The sequence below is a fragment of the Arthrobacter sp. BG5 genome (genome assembly GCF_056680155.1).
The window spans coordinates 2,039,111-2,056,733 of record NZ_CM155268.1 but is presented as its reverse complement, the minus strand read 5'-3'; the positions used below and the strand labels follow the sequence as shown (position 1 = coordinate 2,056,733).

Here is a 17,623-nt window from a genome sequence, read left to right as displayed (position 1 = left end):
CTGACCGGCCCGCACAACACTCCGTGGAGGCAGTGACCTTATGACCAGAACCGCAACCGCCCCGCCCCTGAAGGCCGCCGCTGCGGCGACCTTCCTGATTTTCGGGATCAACGGCCTCGTGTTCGCCAGCTGGGCCGCGCGCATCCCCGCCGTGACCGAGACCCTGCACATCACCTCCGGGCAGATGGGAAGCCTGTTGCTGTGCGTCGCAGTCGGCTCGCTGATCGCGCTGCCGACCGCCGGCTGGGTGGTGGGCCGGCTGGGGACAGGCAACACGGTCCGGGCAGCCGGCCTGCTGGCGGCGGCCGCCGGTGTCGGGATCGCGCTGTCCCTCAACGTGGGTTCGATCGTCGGCACCGCGGTGGCGCTCTTCTTCTTCGGCATCGGCATCGGCCTCTGGGACGTGTCCCAGAACATTGAGGGCGCCGACGTCGAACACCGGCTGGGCCGGACCATCATGCCGCAGTTCCACGCCGCGTTCAGCGGCGGCGCCTTTGTGGGTGCGCTTCTCGGTGCGGGGCTATCCACACTCGGCGTCGGGCTCCCGGCGCACCTGCTGGTCATCGCCGCGGTGGTGGTCGTGGCCGCTTTGGTGGCGCCACGCTACTTCCTGCCGCACATCCCGGCGCCGGTTCCGGCCGACGGCGAAGCCAGGCCGCCCCGGGCCGCCTCCGCCTGGCGGGACGGCCGCACCCTGCTGATCGGTGTGGTCGTCCTGGGCGCCACCCTGACCGAAGGCGCGGGCAATGACTGGATCGCCAAGGCCGCCGTGGACGGCCTCGGTGCCGAACAGTCCACCGGAGCCCTGCTGTTCGCGGTCTTTGTGCTGGCAATGACCGCCGTTCGCTTCTTCGGCGGGCGGGCGATCGACGTGTACGGCCGGGTGGCGGTGCTGCGCGGCAGCATGGCAGCCGCCGCGGCCGGGCTGGGATTCTTCGTCTTCGCCGGCAACATCTGGCTCGCGACGGCCGGCGCCGCCCTGTGGGGTGTGGGGGCGGCCCTGGCCTTTCCGATGGGCATGTCCGCCGCGGCCGATGACCCCAAGCACGCCGCGGCCCGCGTCTCGGTCGTGTCCACCCTCGGCTACCTCGCCTTCCTGGCCGGGCCGCCGCTGCTCGGCTACCTTGGCGACCTGACCGGGATCCGGCTGGCGCTGCTGGCCATCGGGGTGCCGATTCTGGGGGCCCTGCTGCTCGCCGGCGCCGCGAGGCCCCTGCGCGCCAGCTGAGCAGTAGGGTGGGGAAATGCGAAGCATGCTGGGAAAAACGCCGCACCGGCTGGAGAAGCTGGACCGCAGACTCGTTCAATCCGTGTCCGGGCTGCCAGGCGGGGGCCACGACGACTTTTTCCGGCGGCTCTCCGCAGCCGCCAACAAGGGCAAGCTCTGGTTCGGTATTGCCGGCGTAATGGCGTTCTTTCCCGGCAGGACGCGGCGTGCGGCGCTGCACGGTGTCCTGGCACAGGGCGTGGCCTCCGCCGTGACCAATGTGGTCTTCAAGACCCTGCTGCCGCGGGCCCGGCCGCTGCCCGAGCACCTCCCGGTCTTCCGCTTTGTGCACCCGCAGCCCAGCAGTTCCTCCATGCCCTCGGGGCACTCCGCCTCGGCCGCCGCCTTCGCCCTGGGTGTAGGGCTGGTCCGTCCGGCGCTCGGCGCCGCCCTGGCTCCCGTCGCCGCCGGAGTCGCCTATTCCAGGGTCCACACGGGGGCGCACTGGCCCTCGGACGTCTTCTTCGGCTCCGCGATCGGCGCCGGGGCGGCCCTCGTTACCAGGAAGTGGTGGCCGGTCCGTCCCCCGTTCCCCGCGGTCCGGCGCACCCCCGTGCCGGCGGCCGCGCTGCCCGACGGTGAGGGACTAGGCATTGCCGTCAATACGCTCGGCGGCTCCTATGCCGAAGAGACGGCCGCCGCCCTCCGGAAAGTATTCCCCAAGGCGTATATACAGGAGATCGGTCCGGACGAGGAGGTGGCGGCCGCGATCGAGGCGGTGGCGACCCGCCCCGGCGTCGTCGCGCTCGGCGTCTGGGGCGGCGACGGGACTGTGGGCACCGCCGCCGCGTTCGCCGTTGAGCATTCCATCCCGCTCCTGGTCCTGCCGGGCGGAACCCTCAACCACTTCGCCCGCGACGCCGGCACCCCCACCCTGCAGGCCGCCGTCGAGGCCGCCGCCAAAGGGGAGGCGGCGCGGGCCGACCTTGGCCACGTCGCGGTGGAGCGGGGGCTGCCGGACAGCCCCGAAAAGTTGGAACTGACCATGCTGAACACCGCCAGCATCGGCCTTTACCCCAATCTGGTGCGCCGCCGGGAGCAGCTTCAGCCGGCCCTGGGGAAGCCGCTGGCCGGGGTCGTCGCCATGTTCCGCACCTTCGCCGCGGGCACCCCCGGTACCCTGGTGGTGGACGGCGTCCGGCACAGGGTCTGGATCCTCTACGTCGGCCGCGGCCGCTACTACCCCCGCGACCACGCGCCGCTGGTCCGGCCGGTGCTGGACGACGGCGTGCTGGACCTGCGGATGATCACCGCGGACGAATCCTTTGCCCGGCTGCGCTTGCTGTGGGCCGTCTTGACCGGCACCGTGGCCACATCGCGGATCACCCACCTGCGTGAAACCAGCCGGATCAGGGTGGAGCCGGGGGGCACCACGATGGTGCTGGCGGTGGACGGCGAAGTCATGCCCGGAGTCCGCGCCGTGGAGTTCTCGGTCAAGCCCGGCGGGCTGGTCTACTACTCCCCGAGACCGCAGGACTGACCGGAGAGCCCGCCGCGGGACGACCCTGATTGACCCCTGAATCAACCCTGAGAGCGGCGAATTCGAGCGGCCGCATCGGTAGCGTGGTGGATACACAACCACACGCAACGCAAAGGAACGCTTCCATGATCGAAGCACGAGGCCTGACCAAGGTGTACGGCGAAAAAACCGCCGTCGCGGGAGTCAATTTCACTGTCGAAGCCGGCCGGGTCACCGGCTTCCTCGGCCCCAACGGCGCCGGCAAGTCCACCACCATGCGCATGATCATGGGACTGGACCGGCCGACGTCGGGCTCAGTCACCGTCAACGGCGTGCCGTTCGACCGGCACCACGCGCCGCTGCGCGACGTCGGCGCCCTGCTGGACGCGAAAGCCGTGCACACCAGCCGCTCGGCCTACAACCACCTGCTCGCCATGGCCGCGACGCACAGCCTCCCGAAGAAGCGGGTGCACGAGGTCATTGAAATGACCGGACTGGCCGAGGTGGCCAGGAAAAAGGTGGGCGGCTTCTCGCTCGGCATGGGCCAGCGCCTCGGCATCGCGGCGGCGCTGCTCGGCGACCCGCAGACCGTCATCCTGGACGAACCGGTCAACGGCCTCGACCCGGAAGGCGTGGTCTGGGTCCGCAACTTGGTCAAGTACCTGGCCTCCGAGGGCCGCACCGTATTCCTGTCCAGCCACCTGATGAGCGAAATGGCCGTCACCGCGGACCACCTGATTGTGATCGGACGCGGCCGGATCATCGCGGACGCCCCGATCCAGGAGATCATCACCGGCAAGGGCCAGGGCCGCACCCGGGTCCGCACCGACCAGCCGGAGACACTGATGCGCCTGCTGGCCGGAGCCGGCGGTGCCGTGGACGTCCAGGACAGCGAACTCCTGGAAGTCACGGGGCTTCAGCCGCGGGACATCGCCCGCACCGCCCTCGACAACCACGTCATGATCTACGAACTCACCCCGCTCCAGGCCAGCCTCGAGGAGGCCTACATGGAGCTGACCAAGGATGAGGTCGAATACCACTCGCTGATCACCACGGGCGTCCCCGCCCCCGCCCAGTCCGGAGGCAACTGAGCCATGAGCTCGACCACTCTCGAACCCAACCCCTCAGGCCGCGGGGCGCACACCGGCACCGTAGCCGGCCGGCCCGGCGACGGCCTCAGCAAGGGCCCGGGCCCGAGCTTTGCGCGTGTCCTCAATGCCGAATTCATCAAGTTCCGCACCTTGCTGTCCACCCTGATCCTGCTCGCCTCGACCGCGGTGGTGCTGGTGGGCTTCGGCGCGCTCTCCGCATGGGGAACGGGCCAGTTCTCGCGGGCTGCCGCGACGGATCCGGGCGCCGCCGCAGCCTTCGCAGCACAGGGCAGTGAACTCGCGCTCGGCGCGCCCACCTCCGGCATCCCGTTCGCGCAGCTGATCCTCGGCTCGCTGGGCGTGCTGCTGATGAGCTCCGAGTTCACCACCGGCATGGCGCGCTCCACCTTCGCGGCGGTGCCGAAGCGGACGCCGGCCTTCGTGGCCAAGCTGCTCGTGGTGGTGGTGACAGCGTTTGTCCTCACCGCCGTGTCCGTCTACCTCGCCGGGCTGGTGTCCCTGCCGATCCTGGGCAATTACGACCTGCCGCTGGACCTGGCCAGCTCCCAGTCGGTCAAGCTCCTGCTGGTCAACAGCATCTATGTGGCGGCGGTCGCTGCGATCGGCATGGCCCTCGGGGCGCTGATGCGCAACTCCGCCGGCGGCATCATGAGCCTGGTGGGGCTGTTCTTCGTGCTTCCGATCGTGTTCCAGCTGATCCCCGGCGATTTCTTCGAGGAGGCGCGGAAGTACCTGCCGGGCAACACCGTGCAGGCGATGACCGCCGCGGAGCACCTCCCCAACACCCTGCAGGCCTGGCAGGCAGCCCTCGTGCTGGGCGCGTGGGTTCTCATCCCTGTGGTGCTGGCCGGTGTCCTGCTCAAGAAGCGGGACATCTAGCCGCGGTAGTTGTCGTTATGGGCCGGCATAACGGCAACTACTGCAAGCCAGTTGGGTGGGCCGCAGAGAACGACGACGGGGCCGACGGCGGGCACTCGGCGCCGCCGTCGGCCTGAAACAGTGGTTTCAGGCACATTGCGGAATTGACCGTGAGGCAACAGCCTTTGCCTGTCGGGCCTCCTCGCTGGAGTTCCGCCCCAACGGCGTCAGCGTAATTTGTGGGACTGCACAGACCGGGGCCTCCCCCGGCCGGTCTAGGGTGAAACGACACTGTGGTCCGCCGCACATCCTTGCCAGGCATCGCCGGGCACGGGTCGCCCGGGCCGACACCACCCCACGAAGGACGGCGCTTAATGCAGGCTGACCAGCAACTCTCCAAATCCCTGAAACCCCGGCATCTGTCCATGATCGCCATCGCCGGCGTCATCGGTGCCGGGCTGTTCGTCGGCTCCGGCGCCGCCATCCAGCAGGCCGGCCCCGGCATTCTGGTGGCCTACCTGGCGGCGGGGCTCGTGGTCATCCTGGTCATGCGCATGCTCGGCGAAATGGCAGCCGCCAACCCGGAGACCGGATCGTTCTCCACCTACGCGGACAAGGCACTTGGCCGCTGGGCCGGCTTCAGCATCGGCTGGCTCTATGCCTGGTTCTGGATCATTGTTCTCGGCATCGAAGCCACGGCCGGCGCCGCCATCATGCACCGCTGGGTTCCGGGCATTGACCAGTGGGTCTGGGCGCTGGTGCTGATGGTGCTCCTGACCCTGACGAACCTCGGCTCGGTGAAGTCCTACGGCGAGTTCGAGTTCTGGTTCGCCTCCATCAAGGTCGCCGCGATCGTGCTGTTCCTGCTCTTCGGCGCTGCCGCCATCCTTGGCCTCGTCCCCGGCGTCCCGGCCCCCGGACTGGACAACCTGACCGGCAAGGGCGGCTTTATGCCCAACGGCCCGGGAGCCGTGCTGGCCGGCATCCTGGTGGTCGTCTTCTCCTTCTTCGGCGCCGAAATCGCAACCATTGCCGCCGGCGAATCCGAGAACCCGGTCGACGCCGTGAAGAAGGCCGTCAAGTCCACGGTCTGGCGCATCCTGGTCTTCTACATCGGCTCGATCGCAATCGTCGTGACCCTGCTGCCCTGGAACTCCGCCTCCGTGGCCAAGAGCCCGTACGTCGCCGTCATCGAACTCTTCGGCATCCCGGGCGCCGGCGCCATCATGGACGTCGTGGTGCTGACCTCCGTGCTGTCCTGCCTCAACTCGGGCCTGTACACCGCCAGCCGCATGCTGTTCTCGCTCTCCCGCCGCGGCGACGCACCCCGCTCCTGGATGCGGATCTCCAAGCGCGGCGTCCCGGCCGCCGCCGTGCTGGCATCGACCGTGGTCGGCTTCATCACCGTGGGACTGAACTACATCGCCCCGGACACCGTGTTCCTGTTCCTGGTCAATACCTCGGGCGCCATCGCGCTGTTCGTCTGGCTGGTCATTTCCGTCTCGCAGCTGATCCTGCGCCGCCGGATGGGCACCGCAGCGCGGGACCTGCAGCTGAAAATGTGGCTGTTCCCGTACCTGACCTGGCTGGCGATCATCAGCATCGTCGCGCTGCTGGTGGGCATGGTGGTGCTGGACACCACCAGGGAATCGCTGCTGCTCTCCCTGGCCCTGGCCGCCGTCGTGGTGGGGATCGGACTCTGGCGCTACCGCAAGCACGGCGCCAAGGCGCCCGCCGTGCAGCAGCCTGCCGGGCAGCAGCCCGACGACGCCGAGCTCCGTCGCGAGGATGCCGACGCCGGCGTCGGCCCGGCCAAGTAAGCCCGAAGCAGCTCCGCCCCCGACGCCCGGGCTGCCCCGCACGGGCCCGTGCCACCGGACATGCCCCACGCGCGCGACCAGCAATGGACATAGCGCCCCTATGCCCAACCGCCGCCGCCAGCGGAGGGCATGTCCGGTGGGGGGCGGGGTGCAACCGCGGCGCTAGACTCGGAGCCATGCCTTCCTCCGCCACTGCCGCAGACCACATCCGGGACCTCGGCGCGTATGTCAGCGCGTCGCCGTCGAGCTTCCACGCCGTCCACGAGGCCGCCCGGCGGCTGGACGAAGCGGGGTTCACCGGGCTCGACGAGCTGCAGCCCTGGCCCGGTGCCGCAACCGGCAGCGCTGCCGAGGGTTCCGCCGGCAAGTTCTACGTGGTCCGCGACGGCGCCCTCATCGCCTGGGTGACGCCGCGCGGGGCCGGCCCCACCACCGGCTTCAACATCCTCGGCGCACACACCGATTCGCCGTCGTTCAAGCTCAAGCCCAAGCCCACCACCGGCAAGTTCGGTTGGCTGCAGGCCGGCGTCGAGGTTTACGGCGGGCCACTGCTCAACTCCTGGCTGGACCGCGAACTGCAGCTCGCCGGCCGGCTCGTGATGCTGGACGGTACCGAGCACCTGACGGCCACCGGTCCGCTGCTGCGCTTCCCGCAGCTGGCCATCCACCTGGACCGCGCCGTGAACGACGGCCTGGCCCTGGACAAGCAGCAGCACATGAACCCGGTCTATGGCCTCGGCGACCCGGCCGGCGCGGACCTCTTGGGCCTGCTCGCGGAGCGGGTACCCGGCGCCGCGGTGGATCCGGCGCAGATCGGCGGCTACGACGTTGTGATCGCGGATACGCAGGCGCCGGCCGTCTTCGGTGCCGAGGGTGAATTCTTCGCCTCCGGACGCCTGGACAACCTCTCCGCCACCCACGCCGGCCTCGCCGCGCTGATCGCGCACGCCGCCGGCGAGGTGCCGGCGGAGGGGCCGATCGCCGTGCTGGCCGCCTTCGACCACGAGGAAATCGGCTCTGCCTCGCGCTCCGGTGCCTGCGGCCCGGTCCTCGAGGACATCCTGGTCCGCGTTTCCGACGGGCTCGGCGCCACGGCGAGCCAGCGGCGGCAGGCGTTTGCGGCGTCGTTCTGTGTATCCGCCGACGCCGGCCACGCCGTGCACCCCAACTACGCCGAGCGCCACGACCCGGCCAACCGCCCGGCCCTGAACGGCGGGCCGCTGCTGAAAATCAACGCCAACCAGCGCTACGCCACGGACGCCGCCGGGGCGGCCCTGTGGGCCAGGCTCTGCACCGACGCCGGGATTCCGTACCAGGAATTTGTCTCCAACAATGTGATGCCCTGCGGCTCGACGATCGGCCCGCTGACCGCCACCCGGCTCGGGATCAGAACGGTCGACGTCGGCGTCCCGTTGCTGTCGATGCACTCGGCCCGCGAGCTCTGCGGCGTCGATGACCCGCACCGACTGGCGGTAGTCACCGAACTGTTCTTCCGCACCGCCGCCCGGTAACCCGGCCGGCACTCCCCCGGAACGTTCCTAGGACCCGGCCAAGCCGATCACGAGGTTGATCGTGGCGGCCAGGATCACGGTGCCGAACAGGTAGGACAGCAGGCTGTGCTTGAGCGCCTCGGCGCGGATCGCGTGGTTCTTCAGTGCCGTGTCCGACACCTGGTAGGTCATCCCCAGGCTGGTGCTGAGGTAGGCGAAGTCGGTGTACTGCGGCGGCTCGTGCTGGTTGAAGTCGATGCCGCCCACCGCCGCCCCGGCCCTGGGCGCGGTGCTGTAGTACAGCCCGGCGTAGCGCACGGTAAAGAGCGTCTGCACCAGCATCCAGGACAGCGCGACGGACGTCAGCGCCAGCAGCCCGCCGCCGAGGCGGGAGCCGCCGTTGTTGCTGTGCGAGTCCAGCACGACGGCGGCCACGGCCGCCAGGCTGGCGATGTTGGCGGCGAGGATCATCAGATCCGTGACGCTGCGGGACGGGTCCTCGGACGTGGCGTGCGCCCGCGTCTGGGCCGCGTCCAGCGGTCCGATCACGATCCACACCCAAAGCACATACGTCAGGGCGGCGCTGCTCCAGCCGATCGCCGGGGCTTCCACCCAGTGTCCGGTGAACCCCGAGGCCCCGGCGGCAAGCAGTCCCGCCAGCAGCATCACCGCGAACCGCAGCCGGCTGCGGTGGACGGGGGTCGCCAGGAAATGGGACGGGGAACCGGTGCTCATTCCCCGATCATGGCACAGGCGGCCGTACGGTTATCCACAGTCCGGCCGGAACGCTTCCGCAGACGGCGCCCGGGGCCTAGGGTGGCGGTGGAAGAAATCGCTGAAACCGGCCCGGATGCACTAAGCTATTGAAGTCTGTGCTGCGCCCTGCCTCCGTTCCGGGGGCGACGCACCGCGCAGGCACCGCAAATGAACCTCCTGTTACGGAAATGCCGTAACCGCTTAGCCCAAAGGAGGTGGGTTCACATATGCGTCCTTACGAATTGATGGTAATCATCGACCCCGAGGTCGAAGAGCGTACCGTTGAGCCAACGCTTCAGAAGTTCCTGAACGTCATCACGACCGATGGTGGAACCATCGAAAAGGTTGACATCTGGGGCCGTCGTCGCCTGGCTTACGAAATCCAGAAGAAGTCCGAAGGTATCTACGCCGTGGTGAACTTCACCGCTGAGCCGGCTACCGCCAAGGAACTTGACCGCCAGCTGAGTCTCAATGAGACCATCATGCGCACCAAGATCACCCGCCCCGAAGAGCAGAAGGTCGTTGCTGAGTAATTCAGCTCCACCCTTCAATCTTTAACCCCGCAGGAACGAACCAGGAGGCAGTAGATGGCAGGCGAAACCACTATTACGGTCATCGGTAATCTCACCAATGACCCCGAACTGAGGTTCACACCGTCAGGTTCGGCAGTAGCGAACTTCACCATCGCTTCTACGCCCCGCACTTTCGACCGCCAGTCCAATGAGTGGAAGGACGGGGAAACCCTGTTCCTCCGTGCTTCGGTATGGCGCGAAGCAGCCGAGAACGTCGCCGAGTCCCTCACCAAGGGCATGCGCGTGATCGTTTCCGGCCGCCTGAAGAGCCGTTCCTACGAAACCAAGGAAGGCGAGAAGCGCACCGTTATCGAGCTTGAGGTCGACGAGATCGGCCCCAGCCTGCGCTACGCCAACGCCAAGGTCAACCGCACCCAGCGCTCCGGCGGACAGGGTGGCCAGGGTGGCTTCGGCGGCGGCAACAGCGGCGGTTTCGGTGGCAACTCTGGTGGAAACCAGGGCGGCGGCAACTCCGGCGGAAACTGGGGCGGCAACCAGCCCGCAGCGCAGGACGACCCCTGGGCAACGCCCGGGGTCAGCAATGCAGGCGGCTGGGGCAACGGCCCGGATTCCGAACCTCCCTTCTAAACAACATCTAAGGTCCGACATCGGGACCCGCAGGGCAGCCCTCCGGCTGGCGCGCGGCGACCGCCGGCGGATCACCACCATCCCGTGGATCAATATCCACGGGCTCCATCGAATAGGAGCTCCACGATGGCTAAGGCTGAACTCCGTAAGCCCAAACCAAAGTCCAACCCCTTGAAGGCCGCTGACATCACTGTCATCGACTACAAGGACGTAGCATTGCTGCGCAAGTTCATCTCCGACCGCGGAAAGATCCGCGCCCGTCGCGTCACCGGCGTCACGGTGCAGGAACAGCGCAAGATCGCACAGGCAATCAAGAACGCCCGCGAAGTTGCTCTGCTGCCTTACTCCGGCGCTGGCCGCGGCTAAGGAAGGGATTAACTAACATGGCAAAGCTCATTCTGACCCACGAAGTAACCGGTCTCGGTGCTGCTGGCGACGTTGTCGAGGTCAAGGACGGTTACGCACGTAACTACCTGCTGCCCCGCAACTTCGCCCTGACCTGGTCCAAGGGTGGCGAGAAGCAGGTTGAGTCCATCAAGGCCGCCCGCGCCGCCCGCGAGCACGCTTCCCTGGAAGACGCTCAGAAGCAGGCCGCTGCACTGCAGGCCAAGCCGGTCAAGCTCGTCGTCAAGGCTGGCGAGACCGGACGCCTGTTCGGCACCGTCAAGCAGGCCGACGTGGCCGACGCTGTTGAAGCCGCCGGCCTCGGCCGCATCGACAAGCGCAAGGTTGAACTGCCGGCTCACATCAAGTCGACCGGTTCCTACCAGGCCAACGTCCGTCTGCACGACGACGTTTCCGCTGTGATCGAGCTCGACGTAGTTGCAGGGAAGTAGTCTTTTCGACTGACTGAACTGCACGGAGGCCCCTGCCTCCGGATTCCCTCGGGAGCCCGGACGCGGGGGCCTTCTGCGTTAACTCCAATACCCTGCGTTGCCCTCTCCGGCTGTGCTCAGTCCTGGTGCAGCACAGTGGCGACGTAGGCGTAGCCCCGCCGGATCAGCTCCGACAGCACGGGCTCGTCGACGTCCGCGAGCTTGTTGATGTACAGGCACCCGGCGCCCGTCTTGTGTTTTCCGAGCCGGCCGAGCAGTTCGGCGGCGTCCGGCCCGTAGGTAAGGCCGTAGAGGGAGAGGCTGGACTTCCGGGGCGAAAACCCGACGGCGGGGGAGTCGCCCTCGCGGCCGCTCGCGTACCGGTAGTGGTATCGGCCAAAGCCCACAATGGTCGGCCCCCACATTTCGGCGGGCCGGCCGGTGATCCGGGACATCAGCGCCAAGAGGCGAAACCCGTCCCCGCGCCGTACGGGGTGCTCGACGGAACCGAGAAACTCGTCCACGGACGCGCCCGTTGCCTGTGTTTTGTTTTCAGCCATAGGGCAGTCTGACAGCTTCCGGCCACGCCGTGAGCCGCGCCGCGAACCCGGCGCCGGCCGGTGCCGGTGATAGCCTGCGGCAGTGACCCCAACGACCGCACCCCGTCTTCGCCCCTTCACCCAGGTGGACGTCTTTTCCGCCGAGGCCTACCACGGGAATCCGCTGGCCGTTGTCCTCGAGGCCGAGGGGCTCGACACCGCCGTTATGCAGCAGTTCGCCAACTGGACCAACCTCGCGGAAACGACCTTCCTGCTGCCGCCCACCGACCCCGGCGCCGACTACCGGGTCAGGATCTTCACCGGCAGCGAGGAGTTCCCCTTCGCCGGTCACCCCACCCTCGGCTCGGCCCACGCCTGGCTCGAGGCCGGCGGAAGTCCCCGGCAGGACGGCATCGTGGTCCAGGAATGCGCCGCCGGCCTGGTCCGGGTGAAGCGCGACGGCGGCCGCCTGGCCTTTGCCGCCCCGCCGCTCACCCGCTCCGGACCGGTTGCTGCGCCGGACCTGGCCCGCATCGCCGCCGGCCTGGGCCTGCCGCAGGAGGCGATCCTGGACGCGTCCTGGCTGGTCAACGGCCCGGAATGGATCGGAGTGCTGCTGGAGTCCGCGGCCCAGGTGCTCGCCGTCCGGCCCGACTATGCGGCCATGGCCGGACTCAAGGTGGGCGTGATCGGCCCCCACCCGGCCGGTTCCGCCGTCGGCTTCGAGGTGCGCACGTTCATCCCCGGGGACGCCGCCGCGGAGGACCCCGTCACCGGAAGCTTCAACGCCGGGGCTGCCCAGTGGCTGATCGGGACCGGCCGGGCCCCCGGGTCCTACCTCGCGGCCCAGGGCACGGCCCTGGGGCGGGCCGGGAGGGTCCACATCGAGGCATCGGACGGGGACATCTGGGTCGGCGGGCACTCGGTGAGCTGCATCGAGGGATTTGTCCTGCTCTGAGTCGCCCGGCCGCCGCGGAACCCGCCGCGGCGGGGAATAAAGACGGCCTGCCGCAGCTTCTACAGGTAGATGCAAATGCATACAGTTACCCCAACCGTGGAACAGCTACAGGAGCACACCGTGGAAAGCCGCCGCATTACCGTTCTCTCCGCCGGACTCGGCGTCCCGTCGTCGAGCCGCCTGCTCGCGGACCAGCTGGCGGCCTCCGCCGAACGCCAGCTCGCCGCGGCCGGCTACGCCGTGAGCGTCGACGTCGTCGAGCTGCGCGATCTGGCCGTTGAGATCGCCAACAACTTCGTCACCGGGTACGCCGCCCCGCGGCTGGCCGAGGTGATCGCCGGGGTCGAGGCCTCGGACGGCATCATCGCCGTCAGCCCGGTCTTCAGCGCATCCTACAGCGGGCTGTTCAAGTCATTCATCGACGTGCTGGACCCCAAGTCGCTGGACGGCAAGGCCGTCCTGCTCGGCGCCACGGGCGGGACCGACCGGCACCAGATGATGCTGGACTATGCGATGCGGCCGCTTTTTAGCTACCTCCGGACCCGGACCGCGGCAACCGGCGTCTTTGCCGGCCCGCAGGACTGGGGAACCACCGGCGGCGGCTCGCCGCTCTCGTCCCGGATTGAGCGGGCGGCGGGGGAGTTCGCCCGGCTGCTCGACGGCGCACAGCCGCGCCCGCAGCAGGCCGCGCTGGAGTCGCTGCCGTTCGAGCAGCTGCTGGCGGGGATCTCCGGCGGCAACTAGCCCGGGCCGGCCGGGTATCCGGGCCGGCTTCGCGGGGACTGAACTTATTCGGCGCCTGGTTCGTTGTTCGGGACATGAAATGTCCTGTGGATTCCGTAGACCTGGTAATGACCGAACGAAGCGGCGTGGAGATCGACTACTGCCCGCAGTGCCGCGGCGTGTGGCTGGACCGCGGTGAGCTCGACAAGATCATCGACCGCGCCGCGGACGGCTTCGGCGGTGCCGCCCCGGCGGCCCCCGCGGCGTCCGGCGCCGCCGCCGCGCCGACCGCGCCGGGACACATCCCGCCGCCGCTCTACAATTTAGACCCGCGGCGTGATGACCGCCGTCCGGACGACCGGCGCTTCGATGACCGCCGCCACGACGAGCGCCGCGACCGGCCGCGCTACGAACAGCCCCGCTACGACGACCGCCGGCGGCCCAAGAAGAAGGAAGGCTGGCTGGGGGAGCTGTTCGACTTCTAGGCCCGCCGGTCCCGGACTCCGGGCGTCAGTCCTCGAGCAGGGCGATGAACTCCTGGGCCTGGTTCAAGGAGATGTCCGAGTGCCGGGTCAGCGCGGCCGCGGCCGCCTCGGTGTCGCCACTTCTGGCCAGGGTGCGGATCCGGCCGTAAATTTCGTCGTTGAGCATATTGCTGCTGACCTCGCGCGTGACGTCGCCCTTGCTGGCGATCGCCCGGTAGCGGTACGGAAAGCGCTGCGGGGTGTCGTCATCGTCGTCGTCGGCGGGCTGCTCGGGCGCCTGTTTGGGCCGGTAAGGCTGCGGGTGGGCCGCCAGGGCACCCACCGCGTCCCGGGAGGCGCGGAGGCCCTCCCCGGTGGCTTCCAGGTACAGCTTGATGGCGGCCATCGCCTGGCCCTGCGCGATCAGGGCGTAGAGGCGGCGGTGCTGCTCCTGGTCCAGCTTCGCAGCCGCGGCACGCGCCAGCTCCGCGGAACTGCGGGCGGGCTGCGCGGGCTCCTCCTGCGGGCTCCGCGGCCGGCGCCGCCCCAGGGCGCGCGCGGCCAGGACGACGACGACACCAACGAGCACGAGGATCAGGACGGGGACTAGCAGGGCTTCCATGGACTACAGCCGATCTACGTAATTCTTGGCGGTCAAAAGGTCTGTTCGGGTGGCCTGGCGCAACAGCCTGACGGCCTGGATCTTATGGCCGGAACGGGCCAGGGCCTGGAGCTGCAGCGTGAACCCCGGGCTCAACTGGCCGCCGGGAAGCACCGCGGCCGGATAGCCCGGCTGGCCGCTAAACGCGCCCTCCCCGCGGCGCCCGGCCTGCCGGGCGTGCTCCGCCTGCTGCGACTGCTGCTGCTCGTTCTGGCTCGGGCGGGTCGCGGCGTCCACCCGGGCACGGGCGGCCGTCGCGGCCTTCACCTGGGCCTCGTAGTGCGCCCGGGAGCGCAGGGCCAGATCCATCTGGTAGCGCTCCGCGTCGGAGATGCCAAAATTGCGGGGTTTCAGGGCCGCAGAGACTGCCCACAGCACTCCCGCGAGGATGAGGGCAGGCAGTATGACTATCAGTACATCGCCCATGGCCAAAGCTTATGCCAGATAGGCAGTTATCCACACCATATTCTGGGCCCTGCATACAAGCCACGGCCGGGACGGCCAAATCCCCGCCGGTTCGGTGAGGAGCATCACAAAATTCGCATATTTGGCAGGTGCTGTGCCCCGGCAGCTTGGGCGCTATCCCCAGCCGCCGCATGCAAGCTGTGGATGAAGCTTGCTGAAAATTGTTTTCCGTCCACAGGGAAAAAGCCGTATTTCCGCACGTCAGAGCGGTATTCCCGACAGAAGAATTTTGCTATCCACAGGAGTTCCCACAGGCTGTGCACAAGCAGGGGGAACTAGTCCACAAGTTATCCACAGGACCGCCGGAAGGTCGGGTTGGTGCCTGCCGAATCGGGGGATAACGTAGCGGGGGACCAGGTTGACGGCGACCAAAGCACGCCATCGACCCACCGGACTCCGCGGCGGGTTCCAGGATGGTCTGGCACCGGGGAACCGGCCCGGTGCTGCGGAGCACAAGCCGGGAAAACAACCCGGCGGGTGGACGGAAACTGCTGCTTGGGGTGCGGCGCATTCCGGCAGCCGGACAAACTGTCGCAGCCGGCTGATAGGAAGTAACCGGTGGTACCTGCCCGCCCCACGGGACGGTACGGGACGAGGCAAGGCACACCGCACAACCGGCCACCAAACACAGGGCCTAACCGCCGGCGGCCGACTGTTGCGCCGGCACACTATGAAGGACGGCAGTTTTGTCAGTTACGCATCTGGACTCGATCGAGGGCACCCGGGGAACCGAAGGCAGCCGCAAACCGCCACAGGACATTCCCGCCGAGCAGTCAGTGCTGGGCGGCATGATGCTGTCCAAGGATGCCATTGCCGACGTCGTGGAAATTCTCCGCGGCCAGGACTTCTACCGCCCGGCGCACGAGACCATCTATGAAGCCATCATTGATCTCTACGGCCGGGGCGAGCCCGCCGACGCCGTCACCGTCTCGGACGAGCTGACCAAGCGCGGCGAAATCAACCGGATCGGCGGCCCGGCCTACCTGCACGAGCTGATCCAGACCGTCCCCACCGCCGCCAACGCCGGCTACTACGCCGAAATCGTGGCCGAACGGGCCGTCCTGCGCCGGCTGGTCAACGCCGGAACCAAGATCGTCCAGCTCGGCTACGGGCAGGACGGTGAGGTGGAGGACCTGGTCAACCAGGCCCAGGCCGAGGTTTATGCCGTGGCCGAGCGCCGCACCGCCGAGGACTACGTCGTCCTCAAGGACGTGATGGAATCCACCGTGGACGAGATCGAGGCGTCCGGGCACCGCGGCGAGGGCATGGTGGGCGTCCCCACCGGCTTCTACGAACTCGACGAACTGACCCACGGCCTGCACCCCGGCCAGATGATCGTGATCGCGGCCCGCCCCGCCGTCGGCAAGTCCACCTTTGCGCTGGACTTCGCCCGGTCCGCAGCGATCAAGAACAACCTCGCCACGGTTATGTTCTCGCTCGAAATGGGCCGCAACGAGATCGCGATGCGCCTGCTGTCCGCGGAGGCCACCATCGGACTGCAGGATCTTCGCAAGGGCACCATCAAGGACGAGCAGTGGTCCAAGATCGCCACCACCATGGGCCGGATGAACGATGCCCCGCTGTTCATCGACGACAGCCCCAATATGTCCCTGATGGAAATCCGCGCCAAGTGCCGGCGGCTGAAGCAACAGCACGACCTGAAACTGGTCATCCTCGACTACCTGCAGCTCATGAGCTCGGGCAAGAAGGTCGAATCCCGCCAGCAGGAAGTCTCCGAATTCTCCCGCGCGCTGAAGCTGCTGGCCAAGGAACTCCAGGTCCCGGTGATTGCGCTCTCGCAGCTGAACCGTGGCTCCGAGCAGCGCCAGGACAAGCGCCCCATGGTCTCGGACCTCCGCGAGTCCGGCTCCATCGAGCAGGACGCCGACATGGTCATCCTGCTGCACCGCGAGGACGTCTATGACAAGGAGTCCCCGCGTGCCGGCGAGGCGGACATCCTCATCGCGAAGCACCGTAACGGCCCCACCAAGGACATTGTCGTCGCGTTCCAGGGCCACTACTCGCGCTTCGCCAACATGGCCGGCGACGCGGGGGGCGGCGGCTTCTAGGGCGCCCGCGGCTCCTAGAGCAGGTGGTTGGGCAGCCGGTTTCCGGGTGCCCGGCCCCGGATTTCGAGCAGCTCACGGGCATGGGCGTGCAGCCGCTTGTCCTCCTCGGACACCGGGACCCACTCCGGGACCGGAACCGAGGTGCCGCTCTCGTCACGGGCCACCATCACGGTCAGGCAATACGTGGTGAGGTTCAGTTCGTGGCCCCTGGGGTCGCCGGAGCGGACATGGACGGCAATGTGCATGCCTTTCGTCCCCGTATAGACCAGCCTGGCCTCCACCTCCACCAGGTGGCCGATCAGCAACGGCCGGTAGAACCGCACGCCGCCGGAGAAGACGGCCACCGTGTCCATGCCGCAGTAGCGTGAGGCGCAGACGTAGGCGGCCTCATCGATCCACTTCATGACGATTCCGCCGTGCACCTTGCCGCCCCAGTTCACGTCCGTGGGGGCGGCCATGAACCGCAGCGTGACGCGTTCGGCGGTCCCGGCGCCGGTGTATTCCTGGCCGCTCATGGCCTGGACGATGTCTTCGCGGACCTTGATCCGCGCCAGCGCGTGTTCGCGTTGCTCGATTTCCTCCGGCGTTGCCGGGACCCACTCCGGCACCGGAATCGGTTTTCCGTCCTCGCCCACGGCCACGAAAATCACCAGGCACTGACTGCGCATGGTGGCCGGGCCGCCCTTCGGATCGCCGGACGATACCACGGTGCGGATGTGCATTGAGGACCGGCCGGTGTAAACGATGGTGGCGGTGACTTCCACCATGTCGCCGCTGTTGACCGGATCCGCGAAGTGGATGTTCCCCACATAGGCGGTCACGCAATAGGACTTCGCCCAGCCGACAGCGGCGGCATAGGCCGCCTTGTCCACCCATTCCAGCACGGTCCCGGCGTCCACCGATCCGCTGTGGCCGACGTCCATGGGGGCGGCCAGGAAGCGCAGGGTGACGGCATTGGCGGGAGTCTCAGTCATGGATGTGAGTGTACTGAGGGACCGCCGAAGCGT

At 68.2% G+C, this 17,623-nt stretch carries 19 protein-coding genes; 14 read left to right on the top strand and 5 right to left on the bottom strand.

Features of this window, described 5'->3' with window-relative positions; translation table 11 throughout:
* The first annotated feature begins 40 nt into the window (after positions 1-40).
* The 6 genes from AC1MBE_RS09515 to AC1MBE_RS09490 all read left to right on the top strand — a co-directional run bounded on the left by AC1MBE_RS09515 (position 41) and on the right by AC1MBE_RS09490 (position 8,027).
* Positions 41-1,228 carry an MFS transporter gene (locus AC1MBE_RS09515; RefSeq protein ID WP_479777656.1) on the top strand — a complete coding sequence of 396 codons (1,188 nt, stop codon included), beginning with the start codon at positions 41-43 and terminating at the stop codon, positions 1,226-1,228.
* A 16-nt stretch (positions 1,229-1,244) separates the two neighbouring features.
* Positions 1,245-2,747, top strand: a complete 1,503-nt coding sequence (locus tag AC1MBE_RS09510) for a bifunctional phosphatase PAP2/diacylglycerol kinase family protein (protein ID WP_479777654.1) — start codon at positions 1,245-1,247, stop codon at positions 2,745-2,747.
* A gap of 125 nt (positions 2,748-2,872) precedes the next feature.
* Complete coding sequence (locus AC1MBE_RS09505; protein WP_479777652.1) at positions 2,873-3,817, top strand: ABC transporter ATP-binding protein; 945 nt, start codon at positions 2,873-2,875, stop codon at positions 3,815-3,817.
* Positions 3,818-3,820: 3 nt separating this feature from the next.
* Positions 3,821-4,717, top strand: a complete 897-nt coding sequence (locus AC1MBE_RS09500; RefSeq protein ID WP_479777650.1) for an ABC transporter permease — start codon at positions 3,821-3,823, stop codon at positions 4,715-4,717.
* 353 nt (positions 4,718-5,070) lie between these two features.
* Positions 5,071-6,516, top strand: coding sequence for an amino acid permease (locus tag AC1MBE_RS09495; RefSeq protein WP_479777648.1), 1,446 nt, complete (start codon positions 5,071-5,073; stop codon positions 6,514-6,516).
* 176 nt (positions 6,517-6,692) lie between these two features.
* Positions 6,693-8,027 carry a M18 family aminopeptidase gene (locus tag AC1MBE_RS09490; RefSeq protein WP_479777646.1) on the top strand — a complete coding sequence of 445 codons (1,335 nt, stop codon included), beginning with the start codon at positions 6,693-6,695 and terminating at the stop codon, positions 8,025-8,027.
* Between the two features lie 27 nt (positions 8,028-8,054).
* Here AC1MBE_RS09490 and AC1MBE_RS09485 read toward each other — a convergent pair whose 3' ends face one another.
* Positions 8,055-8,741 (bottom strand): DUF1345 domain-containing protein, encoded by a 687-nt coding sequence (locus AC1MBE_RS09485; RefSeq protein ID WP_479777644.1) that lies wholly within the window; start codon positions 8,739-8,741, stop codon positions 8,055-8,057.
* Between the two features lie 248 nt (positions 8,742-8,989).
* Between AC1MBE_RS09485 and rpsF the strand changes: the two genes are divergently transcribed.
* The 4 genes from rpsF to rplI all read left to right on the top strand — a co-directional run bounded on the left by rpsF (position 8,990) and on the right by rplI (position 10,758).
* Positions 8,990-9,295, top strand: a complete 306-nt coding sequence (gene rpsF / locus AC1MBE_RS09480) for a 30S ribosomal protein S6 (protein WP_056428835.1) — start codon at positions 8,990-8,992, stop codon at positions 9,293-9,295.
* A 54-nt stretch (positions 9,296-9,349) separates the two neighbouring features.
* A complete protein-coding gene (locus AC1MBE_RS09475) occupies positions 9,350-9,922 on the top strand; it encodes a single-stranded DNA-binding protein (RefSeq protein ID WP_479777642.1) in 573 nt (190 codons plus the stop codon).
* Positions 9,923-10,048: 126 nt separating this feature from the next.
* Positions 10,049-10,288: a 30S ribosomal protein S18 gene (rpsR, locus tag AC1MBE_RS09470; RefSeq protein WP_003800144.1), complete on the top strand. Its 240-nt coding sequence runs from the start codon at positions 10,049-10,051 to the stop codon at positions 10,286-10,288.
* Positions 10,289-10,305: 17 nt separating this feature from the next.
* Positions 10,306-10,758 carry a 50S ribosomal protein L9 gene (gene rplI / locus AC1MBE_RS09465; protein ID WP_175323062.1) on the top strand — a complete coding sequence of 151 codons (453 nt, stop codon included), beginning with the start codon at positions 10,306-10,308 and terminating at the stop codon, positions 10,756-10,758.
* 116 nt (positions 10,759-10,874) lie between these two features.
* On the opposite strand, the gene AC1MBE_RS09460 is transcribed toward rplI, so the two are convergent.
* A complete protein-coding gene (locus AC1MBE_RS09460; protein ID WP_479777639.1) occupies positions 10,875-11,297 on the bottom strand; it encodes a DUF1801 domain-containing protein in 423 nt (140 codons plus the stop codon).
* 82 nt (positions 11,298-11,379) lie between these two features.
* On the opposite strand from AC1MBE_RS09460, the gene AC1MBE_RS09455 reads away from it, so the two are divergent.
* The 3 genes from AC1MBE_RS09455 (at position 11,380) to AC1MBE_RS09445 (ending at position 13,442) form a co-directional block, all read left to right on the top strand.
* Positions 11,380-12,234 carry a PhzF family phenazine biosynthesis protein gene (locus tag AC1MBE_RS09455; RefSeq protein ID WP_479777637.1) on the top strand — a complete coding sequence of 285 codons (855 nt, stop codon included), beginning with the start codon at positions 11,380-11,382 and terminating at the stop codon, positions 12,232-12,234.
* Between the two features lie 120 nt (positions 12,235-12,354).
* On the top strand, positions 12,355-12,978 hold the full coding sequence (locus AC1MBE_RS09450; protein WP_479782555.1) for an FMN reductase: 624 nt from the start codon (positions 12,355-12,357) through the stop codon (positions 12,976-12,978).
* Between the two features lie 74 nt (positions 12,979-13,052).
* The gene (locus tag AC1MBE_RS09445; protein WP_479777635.1) at positions 13,053-13,442 is read left to right on the top strand and encodes a TFIIB-type zinc ribbon-containing protein; all 390 of its coding nucleotides are present in this window, start codon (positions 13,053-13,055) and stop codon (positions 13,440-13,442) included.
* Between the two features lie 25 nt (positions 13,443-13,467).
* Here AC1MBE_RS09445 and AC1MBE_RS09440 read toward each other — a convergent pair whose 3' ends face one another.
* Together AC1MBE_RS09440 and AC1MBE_RS09435 are read right to left on the bottom strand one after the other, a co-directional pair.
* A complete protein-coding gene (locus AC1MBE_RS09440; protein WP_479777633.1) occupies positions 13,468-14,043 on the bottom strand; it encodes a hypothetical protein in 576 nt (191 codons plus the stop codon).
* 3 nt (positions 14,044-14,046) lie between these two features.
* Complete coding sequence (locus AC1MBE_RS09435) at positions 14,047-14,508, bottom strand: hypothetical protein (RefSeq protein ID WP_479777631.1); 462 nt, start codon at positions 14,506-14,508, stop codon at positions 14,047-14,049.
* A 725-nt stretch (positions 14,509-15,233) separates the two neighbouring features.
* On the opposite strand from AC1MBE_RS09435, the gene dnaB reads away from it, so the two are divergent.
* Positions 15,234-16,616 carry a replicative DNA helicase gene (gene dnaB / locus AC1MBE_RS09430; RefSeq protein ID WP_479777629.1) on the top strand — a complete coding sequence of 461 codons (1,383 nt, stop codon included), beginning with the start codon at positions 15,234-15,236 and terminating at the stop codon, positions 16,614-16,616.
* 14 nt (positions 16,617-16,630) lie between these two features.
* On the opposite strand, the gene AC1MBE_RS09425 is transcribed toward dnaB, so the two are convergent.
* Positions 16,631-17,590, bottom strand: coding sequence for an acyl-CoA thioesterase (locus AC1MBE_RS09425; protein ID WP_479777627.1), 960 nt, complete (start codon positions 17,588-17,590; stop codon positions 16,631-16,633).
* Positions 17,591-17,623: the final 33 nt, after the last annotated feature.